This is a genomic window from Mesonia ostreae (assembly GCF_031845265.1).
Lineage (GTDB): Bacteria > Bacteroidota > Bacteroidia > Flavobacteriales > Flavobacteriaceae > Mesonia > Mesonia ostreae.
The window spans coordinates 1-9,891 of sequence record NZ_JAVRBG010000025.1; the positions used below are offsets into that span (position 1 = coordinate 1).

A 9,891-nucleotide genomic window follows, 5' to 3' on the forward strand; every position below is an offset into this window, starting at 1 on the left:
ATAATCCCTTCTTTCCTTCTGAAAAATAATTATATTATTTCCGCTAAAAGTTGCGTTTATAGGTTGAATTCAAGTATAATATTTTAAGTGTTTTTCTAAATAAAAAGATTTAATTTATTATTCTGTTCTTCCTTTTGCGTAAAATCTAGTCAAAATGCTATTTTCTAGTAGTTTATAGGTTTTGTTAACTTGTCTTTAATCGATATGTTTGTACCACAAATCCAAAAAAACTTAATCATGATTAAAATTTACACACTACATTAGTTCTGTTTTTAGCTTTTACCACTATGGCTTTTGCACAAGATTACCCAACCACTTCTTGGTCAGATTTAGCCGATGTAAGCTGGTACGAAAATACTCAAGAAGAGTTTACCATTTCTACAGCAGAGCAATTAGCAGGAGTTTCACTATTGGTTGAAGAAGGAAATACTTTTGAGGACAAACCCTTATTATTGACGCAGATATTAATCTAGATGCAAACTTATGGACACCAATAGGTGTTGATGTTGATTTTCCTTTCTCAGGGTCTGTAGAGGGAAATAACCATGTGATTAGCAATTTATGGATTAATCTTCCACAAGACGATTTTGTAGGTTTATTTGGGCAGTGTACTAACTCTTCATTTGCAAATATCGTAGTTGAAAATGCGAATATTATAGCCTTAGGGACTGTAGATACCTTGGTAGGAAACCTATCTACTAACAGTACTATAGATAACTGTCATGTAAGCAATGTTACGGTAACAGGAACCGATTTTAATTGTGGCGGATTAGTTGGTGGTATTTTAACCGATTCTTCTATTTCTAAAAGCTCCTCAAAAGGAGATGTAACAGGACAAAGTCAAGTTGGCGGAATAGTTGGTACCGCTTGGGACTTTACTACCATTACTGAATGTTATTCAGAAGGTACTGTAAACGGGGAGTATCTTATTGGAGGCTTAGTAGGTTATTGCACGTATGCTTTTGTTCCAAACCGCACCAATACCATAGTTAATTCATACTCTAGAGCTACCGTTACAGCAAACTTAGGACGCGCAGGTGGCGTTTATGGAGGAGCAGATGGTGCTTGTGAGATTTCTAATACTTATTCTACAGGAGCAGTAACAGGTCCAGAATTTGTAGGTGGATTTATGGGTGCTTTTGGTGGTGGTTCAGTGATCATTAGCAACTCTTTTTATGATTTAGATACTTCTGGTAAAGACGAAGCAGTTGGAGGATTTACTGCAGGTGAAGCTAGCTATGAAATTGAGGGTAGAAATACCGCCGATATGAAAATAGAAGAACTTGTAAATCTTTTAAACTCGGGAGCAGATGAGGATGTTTGGAGTATGGATCCTAGTGTAAACGATGGCTACCCTGTTCTAGATAATTTATTAGCTGTAGATGCTGTTCAGGCAGAGACCCATTCGTTAACTGTTTACCCAAGCGTTTTTGAATCTCAAATCAACGTTTCAACACACTTAAATTTACAATCCTATAGCTTGTACAATACTTCAGGGAAACTTGTTTCTAAAGGAAGCTTAAGAAATACTTCAAGCATTCAAACCGCTGCCATTGCTTCTGGTCTTTATATTTTAAAAATAAACACTCAAAATGGAGCGGTAACTAAAAAAGTGATTAAGAAATAACATCACGTTAAAAAGTTAAAAAGCCGCAAGATTGTAACTCTTGCGGCTTTTTTTGTTTTTTAATTAAAAAAGAATATTCCTATATCAGACCAAAAATCTACGAGGCTTTCGTTTTTTCCTTTACGGATTTGTTTTCGTTTTCATAGCAAGATTTTTTGATCCGAAGTTTTAAAACTTGATTTTAGTAGCAACAAGAAATTGAAAAACTATAGGCTGTTAAGTTTAGTTAAAGCAAGTTAAAACTCACTTAAATCCCACTTTTAGGCAGGTTTATCTCCTATTATGACATCTGCTAAGCGTTTCATTTTCAGTATATTTGTGTGGAGGTTGAAGCTTACTATTTTTAAATTCTATACACATAAAAAGAAAAATAATTAGTAAGCAAGCTCTTAAAACATCAGAAGAAAAATAATATGAAAAATTTAAAAGTCAAGTGATTATCGTAACTGGAGGAGCTGCAGGAATAGGTGGTGCATTAACAACAGTATTAACCAAGCGTGGAGCTAGTGTAGTTGCGGTAGATATAGATGAGGAAGCAGGAGAAAAAATTCAGAAAGTAAACCAAGAAAAGATAGCTTTTCTCAAAGGAGATGTTTCTAAAGAACAGGTAGCTAAAGATGCCGTGAAGATGGCGGTTTCCAAATTCGGAAAACTAACAGGTTTGGTAAACAACGCGCACGCATCTAGGCAAAAACCACTTATGGAACTTACCAAAGAAGATTGGTCTTTATCTTTTGGAACAGGCCTTAATGCTACGCTTTACTTTATGAAAGCTGCTTATCCCGAATTAATGAAAAATAAGGGCGCAGTCGTTAATTTTGGATCTGGAGCTGGGCTTACAGGGCAAGAAAACCAAGCTAGTTATGCAGCGGCCAAAGAAGCCATAAGAGGATTAAGCCGTGTAGCAGCCAACGAGTGGGCGCCAGAGGGCATTAGAGTAAATGTAGTGTGTCCTTTAGCCTTAACTGAAGGGGTTAAAAATTGGAAAGAGAATAGGCCAGAACAATACAAGCAAGTAGCAAATAATATTCCTTTAAGTCACTTTGGAGATCCTCAAAAAGACATTGCACCTGTAGTAGCCTTTTTACTAAGCGAAGACAGTCAATATATGACGGGGCAAACTTTAATGGCAGATGGTGGAGATATTAAATTAAGGTAATTATTTCATATATTCATTGCTTAAATGAAGTCAAATCCCAGCAAATCAGTGTTGCATAGAAAATTAAAAAATTAAAAATGAAAGAAAAGAAAATAGTCATTATAGGAGGAGGTTTTGCTGGTATTAATTTGGCCAAACATCTAGGCAATAAAGAAGGTATTCACGTTACTTTGGTAGATAAAAATAATTACAACTTTTTTACACCGCTTTTATACCAAGTGAGTACGGGGATGTTAGATGTTTCTAGTATAACTATACCTTTTCGTACACTTTTTAAAGATAAGAAAAATTTGCGCTATCGTTTGGGAAAGTTGGTAGAAGTGAAGCCAGAAGAAAATAGGGTTATTCTTAGTACAGGAGAATTGGAGTATGATTATTTAGTAATGGCAACGGGAACAAAAAGTAATTTCTTCGGAATGAAAAATATAGAAGAAAATGCGCTTCCCATGAAATCGATTAACCAAGCGGTAAAATTGCGAAATTACCTTTTAAGAGAAGCAGAGAGATCAATTTATACCAAAGATGAAGTAGAAAAACGTAAAATGGGTAATATTGTGATTTCGGGAGCGGGACCATCTGGAGTAGAAGTAGCGGGAATGCTAGCCGAAATGCGTAATAATGTATTAAATGATATTTACCCCGAATTAAAAAGTGAAAAACTTAATATTTATTTGGTGGATGGAGCAACAGCTGTTTTGCCTCCTATGAGTGAAAAATCACAAAAATATTCCCAAAAGACTCTAGAAAATATGGGAATTATTGTAAAACTAAATAAAATGGTTTCTGATTATAAAGATGACAAAGTCATCTTTAAAGATGGAGATAGTATAGAAACCAAAACTCTAATTTGGACGGCTGGAGTAACTGGGATGAGGTTTGATGGACTGCCAGAAGATAATTACGAAAAAGGAAATCGTTTACGCGTAAACGAATATTTTAAATTAGAAAATACAGATAATATTTACGTCATTGGTGATGCTTCCGTCTTATATTCTGATCCAGATTTTCCTAAAGGACATCCACAATTGGCAAGTGTAGCTACCCAGCAAGGAAAAGTACTAGCCGATAATTTTGAAGCCATAATCAATAATAAAAAACCAAAGCCTTTCACTTATAATGACAAAGGAACTATGGCTATTATAGGCAGAAGTAAAGCGGTTGCAGATCTAACCACTCCCAAAAAGACAATAACGGGATGGTTTGCTTGGTTTGCTTGGTTATTTGTGCACTTATTCTTATTAATCAACTACAGAAACCGCATTAGTACGATGTGGAACTGGACTACCGCTTATCTCAGTAAAGGTCAAGCCAATGGATTATTGATAGGGAAAACAGCCAACGGAAGTATGCCAGAGTTAAAAAAACAAACCGAAGTATAATTTAAAAATAGTCGTGTCCAACTAAGATATAAGACCTGCCCATATCGAAAGAATTCAATCGGGCGGGCCATTTCGCTAAAGACATAAGATATTAGACTTGATTCGTAATAGCTAGATAATTAGATAAAATTATTAAAAAGTATGTACTACTTTTTCAATCTTAATGTGCAACAACATGGCAAACTGTAAACTCCCTAAAAAGTTTGATTATATTGTGATACTTTGGATAATAGACTTCTATAATGTCCATATTGGACACCATTAATATAAAAATTCAAAAACCTAAAAACATGAAACTATTAAAAGATAAAGTTGCTATAATAACTGGTGCAGGATCTGGACTAGGAAAAGAAACCGCTCACTTATTTGCAAAAGAAGGTGCAAAAGTAATTGTGAGTGATATTGATGTAGATGCCGCAAATGAGGTAGTTAAAGCGATAGAGAAAGAAGGCGGAACAGCATTTTTTATAAAAGCAGATACCAGTAATCCAGAACATATGGAGCAACTGGTAAAAAAGACCGTAGATAAATATGGCGGATTACACATAGCCGTCAATAATGCGGGGATTGGAGGGCCACAAGAAGCCTTAGCTGATTATCCTGTAGATGGTTGGGAAAAAATAATAGGTATTAACCTCTCTGGAGTATTTTATGGTATAAAATATCAAATACCAGCGATGAAAAAATCTGGCTCTGGGAGCATCATTAATATGTCTTCAATTCTTGGCCAAGTAGGCAGCGCAGGAGCTGCGGGTTATGTAGCAGCCAAACACGGCGTAGTAGGTCTTACCAAAACGACGGCTGTAGATTATGCAAAAGATAACATTCGGGTAAATGCGGTAGGCCCTGGTTATGTTTATACCAATTTGGTAAATGAAGATGCTATGGGAAAAGAAGGTATTAAAGATTTAGAGTCAAAACATCCTATGGGGAGATTGGGAGAGCCAAAAGAAATAGCCGAAATGTGCTTGTTCTTAGCTTCAGATAAGGCGTCTTTTTGTACGGGAGATTACTACCCCGTAAATGGAGGTTACCTAGCGGTATAAATGTGTTGAGATTGATTATCTTAGTTTTTAAAAAGGCTTTTATGTGATGCACATAAAAGCCTTTTTATTTTCAATACGATGTTAGTTTTAAAGTGTTTTATTTCTTCTGATTTTTTTAAAAAAATTTATTCCTCATCGCTTACTTTCACCATTTGTTTACCAATATTTTCTCCTTCAAATAAGCCAATAAAAGCGGAAGGGATATTTTCAAAGCCTTCAATTAAGTTTTCCTTATAATGTAATTCCTTATTATTAAGCCAATCTCCCAATTGTTTTTTGACAGTTTCAAATTCTTCTTGATAATCATAGACTACAAAACCTTCAATTTTTGCACTTTTTTTAATTAAAGCTTCCAGTGACCTTGGGCCTTGCGGCTTATCTTCGCTGTTATAATCGGCAATTTGTCCGCAAATAACCATTCTGGAATGTCTATTAGCATTGGTAAGAGCCGAATCAAAAATCTCTCCGCCAACGTTATCAAAGAAGACATCCACTCCGTTGGGGCAGGCTTTTTTGATGGCTTTTTCCATGTCTTCAGTTTTCTTGTAATTAATGCCTGCATCCAAACCCAAATCTTTTTTGAGGTAATCGATTTTTTTATCAGAACCGGCAATTCCAACTACTTGACATCCTTGCAGTTTCGCTACCTGACTTGCAATACTTCCTACAGCTCCGGCCGCGCCAGATACGAGAACGGTTTCTCCTTTTTTAGGTGCTCCAACTTTCAGGATTCCAAAATAGGCTGCCAGTCCGGGAATACCCAGAATACTTACCGCGGTAGAAATAGGAGCTATTTCCGGATCTACTTTTTCCATAGCATCAGGATTCTGACAAAAATATTTCTGCCACGGAAACCTGCCGTGTACAATGGTTCCTTTTGGGAAATCATCGTTTTCACTTTCTATCACTTGTGCAACGGTACGGCTGGTAATGGGTTTGTTCAATTCAAATTTAGTACCGGCTGCGTCATCATCGCCTTTATCCATAAATCCGCGCATTCCGGGATCTACCGATACATAAAGGCTTTTTAGCAACACTTCATTGTCTTTAGCTTTTGGCATGTCAATATCATTTAAACCAAAAGTGCTTTTTGTGGGTTTTCCTGAAGGATGTTCGGCCAGTACAATTTCTTCATTTTCCATCTTTCATTTTTTTTTTAAATATTTATCCGCTAATTTCTGCCAAAATCGTTTTCAGACCTTTCTGAAAAACACAAGATTTAAGATGTGAAAATCAATAATCCATATAAATCTGCTGTTGGTTTTAAGGTTTTTATTTTCAGTATAATTATGTTTTTTCAGAAATCAAACTTCATTTTAATAAATAGGATCTTTCTTTCAAAAATAAAATTTAGAAGTTCATTTTTGCGCTAAAATAAGTATAAAATCGGGGTCCTTATCTAAAGACCTTCCAAAAAGGAGAGCTGAATTTTCTGTAAATTAAATGTATATTTACTCAATATTCGAGATTAATCTCCCATCCTTATCGGGAGCTGTGAGGTGGACTTCCTAGTATTTTTGTGACTAATTTTATTAGGCCGCTTTGTTAAAAAATCTTTTCAATTTTAGTTCCATTTCTAAAGGCGTTAAGTACGCCAAAGAAGAATGTAATCTTTCCGTATTTTACCAATCTATATAATCCTCAATAGAATTGTATAATTGATTATAAGAGGTGTATTTAATTCTATAGAGCCATTCGTATTTTATGCTTTTAAAAAAGCTTTCAGCAACAGCATTGTTCCAATAATTGCCTTTTCTACTCATAGACTGTATTATTTTGTTATTATAACCAAAAAGATTTCTGATTTTGTCACACGCATATTGTACACCTCTATCAGAATGAAAGATAAAATTATCCTTGATTTTTCTTTTGTTTCTGACTAGATACCAAGTCTTAACAATAGTGTTTTGAGCTGTCATATCTTCACTTAAAGTCCAGCTAACTACTTTTATATCCGCCAAGTCAATAATGGTTGTTAGGTAGTTCCAATTATTATTTACCCTAATGTAGGTAATATCCGAGATCCATTTTTCGCCTATTTGTAAGCTTTTAAAGTCTCTATCTAAAGCACTTTTTACTATTGAAAAAGCATGGTTCGAATCTGTTGTTGTTGTTACAAATTTTCGTTTTAAAACACTCTTTAATCCCATTTTTTTCATAAGTAGGCCAATGTAGGATCTACAATATGTGAGACCTTCTCGTTCTAGTTTTTTCTAAATACGATAACTTCCATATATCTCTCTGCTAGCTTCAAAAATAGCTTGAATCCTTCTTTTTAGATGATTTCTTGGAGTCTCAATAACTATTGAATCTTTGTTTTTAAGCCAATGATAATAAGCGTTTTTACTAACCTTCATACACTTACACATCTTCTCAGCACTAAAAATATCTTTATTTTCTAAAATAAATCGATACATTACTGGTCGCTCTTGGAGAAGATGCTTACTGCCTTTTTTAAGATATCACGTTCCATAGTTACATCTCTTAATTCTTTCTGTAAAGCTTTTAATTCTTGCTGCTCTACAGATAGCTCTTTCTTTTTAGAGAAGTCTCCAGAGCGTACTGAAAATTCCCGTTTCCAACGTCTAATCATACCTGGAATTATATCATATTCTCCGAGCGCTTTGGATTTGCTTCCAGCATTCAATAGCTCTACTATCATTAACCTAAACTCGTTATCATGCTTTTTTGCCATAATTTAAATCTTTATGGACTCTAAAAAATCGTCATATCAAAGGTAGACACTCCATTCTATTGCTAGAATTACTGAAAGCGAACGCATAGAAACGAATGAATGGAAAAGTTTTTTATTGCCTTTGAATTCATGGAAGGGAAACAAATAGATAGTCAAAAACTTGAGGATGGCAAATATAGCTTGAGATTGGTTTTTACCTCGAGTATAGACGGAGATTTATTTAGTGGAGCAGTAGGAAGTACCTTATTAATTGATGAAGTAGAACTTATACACGCAGATGATGATTAAAATTCACAAAAATTTAATTTTAGTTTTATTACTTATTTTTGGCTTTTCTGCGCTTTGCGCACAAGAAATTCGAAAAATAGAAGGTTTTTATCCCAAACTCAATTTTAATATGGAAGGAAATGCAACGTATTGGTTTTTAGTTAATAATATAGCCTGGGGGTGTCGTAGCGGTTTATAAATTTTGTAAACCTTGGGAAATTTCTGGAGGTTTCTTTATTCCTTATGTAGCCGATAAAGCTTTTTCGGGATATGCTCCAGAAGGTTATTTAAGGAAAGGCGATCCAATAGGAAACAAAATTATTTTTGAGGTGAACTCAAGAGCATCTTATTAGTTTTCCGATGACCTTAATTCTTTTTCCTAGGGGGCACACGAATAGGTGGTTCTGTTTTAGTATCTGAGCGTTTAAGAGTCTTTGCTGATGTTACCTATGGTTTTAGTGACATCTTTCAATAAGATTTTAATACCATTTCATTTAAAATGCATCCCATTTATCTCAATTTTGGTTTTGCGTATGTGTTTATCTAATAAAATACCTGCATTTATTCTTAAAACGGACAAAGTTACTCTCGAAGCTTCGAGAGTAACTTTGTCCGTTTTATTTAGATAGATAGAGATTACATCAAAAAAACGTCTCTATAGTATAAATTTACAATAAGCATTTAACTAAGCGCGCAAACAATAGAATTAAGTGTAAGCGAATGCTTGTTTAAATTTTAAGCGTTAAAACAGGAATCGTAGAACTATTCGCTACATCTTCAGAAAGACTGCCTTTTAAGATATGTGCGATCCCCTTACGTGCGTGGGTTGGAATCACAATAAAATCTGCGTTGATATCTTTACTGAAATTAAAAATTCCTTTAGGAATAGAATGTTCAGAATAAATAGAAACAGCATTCTTAAGTTCAGATACGTTATTTTCTCCAGTTTTTTTGAAGAAATTAGTCAGCATATCATTAATTTCTCTGCTATTTTTAAATTTACTTCCCGCGGGGTTAACATACACCATTCTCATTTCTGTCTCCCAATCTTTAAAGTATTCTTTTGCCGTTTTATAAGCTTGAATGCTCTCTTCTGAAAAATCTGAAGCAAACACCCCAACTCCCATTTTATAGGTCGCAACTTCATCTTTAATTACCAGTACTGGTACATCAGAATATCGTATTACTTTTTCTGTATTAGAACCAATAAGCATTTCGTGCAAGCCACTTGTACCGTGAGAGCTCATCACCACAAGAGAAGCTTTATGTTCGCTAATCACATCATTTATTTCCTTAAAACCAGCATGTTTTGTTATGACTTGATTCACCGATAGGTCTTTTAAATAGTCTTTATTTAAGAAATCAACAAAGTTCTTTTCCGCAAGTCTTATGTGAAAAACTGTTTCTTGAACATTTTGATTCTGACTTTTTGTAAAAGATGCATCTCTAGAGGCTATCATATGGACAACAACAAGATTAGCACTTTGATGTTTGGCAATTAATGCAGCTGCTCTTAAGGCGTTTTCACTTTGTTGAGAGAAATCTGTGGGAACTAATATGGTTTTCATGGTATGTTTTTTGAAAATTAATAAGATTACGAATATACACATATATATATATATAACGCGTTGTGCTATTTGCTCCATGCGTGTTTGATTTGATTGAGCGGTCTTCCTCGTTCCCAGTTTATCATTTGGAGTACTGCTACTCCTGCAATC

General features: G+C 34.7%; 9 protein-coding genes and 1 pseudogene. 7 read left to right on the forward strand and 3 right to left on the reverse strand.

The window, feature by feature from the left end:
• The first annotated feature begins 287 nt into the window (after positions 1 to 287).
• The 5 genes from RLT85_RS14730 to RLT85_RS14750 all read left to right on the forward strand — a co-directional run bounded on the left by RLT85_RS14730 (position 288) and on the right by RLT85_RS14750 (position 5,211).
• Positions 288 to 473 (forward strand): hypothetical protein, encoded by a 186-nt coding sequence (locus RLT85_RS14730; RefSeq protein ID WP_311402810.1) that lies wholly within the window; start codon positions 288 to 290, stop codon positions 471 to 473.
• A gap of 74 nt (positions 474 to 547) precedes the next feature.
• Positions 548 to 1,627 carry a T9SS type A sorting domain-containing protein gene (locus RLT85_RS14735; protein ID WP_311402811.1) on the forward strand — a complete coding sequence of 360 codons (1,080 nt, stop codon included), beginning with the start codon at positions 548 to 550 and terminating at the stop codon, positions 1,625 to 1,627.
• 433 nt (positions 1,628 to 2,060) lie between these two features.
• Positions 2,061 to 2,786 carry an SDR family NAD(P)-dependent oxidoreductase gene (locus tag RLT85_RS14740; RefSeq protein WP_311402812.1) on the forward strand — a complete coding sequence of 242 codons (726 nt, stop codon included), beginning with the start codon at positions 2,061 to 2,063 and terminating at the stop codon, positions 2,784 to 2,786.
• A 77-nt stretch (positions 2,787 to 2,863) separates the two neighbouring features.
• Positions 2,864 to 4,165: an NAD(P)/FAD-dependent oxidoreductase gene (locus RLT85_RS14745; protein WP_311402813.1), complete on the forward strand. Its 1,302-nt coding sequence runs from the start codon at positions 2,864 to 2,866 to the stop codon at positions 4,163 to 4,165.
• A 290-nt stretch (positions 4,166 to 4,455) separates the two neighbouring features.
• Positions 4,456 to 5,211 carry an SDR family NAD(P)-dependent oxidoreductase gene (locus tag RLT85_RS14750; RefSeq protein ID WP_311402814.1) on the forward strand — a complete coding sequence of 252 codons (756 nt, stop codon included), beginning with the start codon at positions 4,456 to 4,458 and terminating at the stop codon, positions 5,209 to 5,211.
• Positions 5,212 to 5,336: 125 nt separating this feature from the next.
• On the opposite strand, the gene RLT85_RS14755 is transcribed toward RLT85_RS14750, so the two are convergent.
• Both RLT85_RS14755 and RLT85_RS14760 read right to left on the reverse strand, forming a co-directional pair.
• Entirely contained in the window at positions 5,337 to 6,353 is a 1,017-nt protein-coding gene (locus RLT85_RS14755; protein WP_311402815.1) for an NADP-dependent oxidoreductase, read from the reverse strand.
• Between the two features lie 390 nt (positions 6,354 to 6,743).
• Positions 6,744 to 7,906 (reverse strand): annotated as a pseudogene (locus tag RLT85_RS14760) (IS3 family transposase).
• A gap of 99 nt (positions 7,907 to 8,005) precedes the next feature.
• Here RLT85_RS14760 and RLT85_RS14765 point away from each other — a divergent pair.
• Positions 8,006 to 8,194, forward strand: coding sequence for a PCMD domain-containing protein (locus RLT85_RS14765; RefSeq protein WP_311402816.1), 189 nt, complete (start codon positions 8,006 to 8,008; stop codon positions 8,192 to 8,194).
• Positions 8,187 to 8,372, forward strand: a complete 186-nt coding sequence (locus RLT85_RS14770) for a hypothetical protein (RefSeq protein ID WP_311402817.1) — start codon at positions 8,187 to 8,189, stop codon at positions 8,370 to 8,372. The genes RLT85_RS14765 and RLT85_RS14770 overlap by 8 nt, the downstream gene beginning before the upstream one ends.
• A 529-nt stretch (positions 8,373 to 8,901) precedes the next feature.
• Here the strand turns inward: RLT85_RS14770 and RLT85_RS14775 are convergent.
• Positions 8,902 to 9,741: a universal stress protein gene (locus RLT85_RS14775; RefSeq protein WP_311402818.1), complete on the reverse strand. Its 840-nt coding sequence runs from the start codon at positions 9,739 to 9,741 to the stop codon at positions 8,902 to 8,904.
• Positions 9,742 to 9,891: the final 150 nt, after the last annotated feature.

Bases quoted from the DNA above. Each gene is read 5' to 3' on its own strand.
- RLT85_RS14730 (WP_311402810.1), top strand. From the start codon at position 288: ATGGCTTTTGCACAAGATTACCCAACCACTTCTTGGTCAGATTTAGCC.
- RLT85_RS14745 (WP_311402813.1), top strand. From the start codon at position 2,864: ATGAAAGAAAAGAAAATAGTCATTATAGGAGGAGGTTTTGCTGGTATT.
- RLT85_RS14750 (WP_311402814.1), top strand. From the start codon at position 4,456: ATGAAACTATTAAAAGATAAAGTTGCTATAATAACTGGTGCAGGATCT.
- RLT85_RS14755 (WP_311402815.1), bottom strand. From the start codon at position 6,353: ATGGAAAATGAAGAAATTGTACTGGCCGAACATCCTTCAGGAAAACCC.
- RLT85_RS14765 (WP_311402816.1), top strand. From the start codon at position 8,006: ATGGAAAAGTTTTTTATTGCCTTTGAATTCATGGAAGGGAAACAAATA.
- RLT85_RS14770 (WP_311402817.1), top strand. From the start codon at position 8,187: ATGATTAAAATTCACAAAAATTTAATTTTAGTTTTATTACTTATTTTT.
- RLT85_RS14775 (WP_311402818.1), bottom strand. From the start codon at position 9,741: ATGAAAACCATATTAGTTCCCACAGATTTCTCTCAACAAAGTGAAAAC.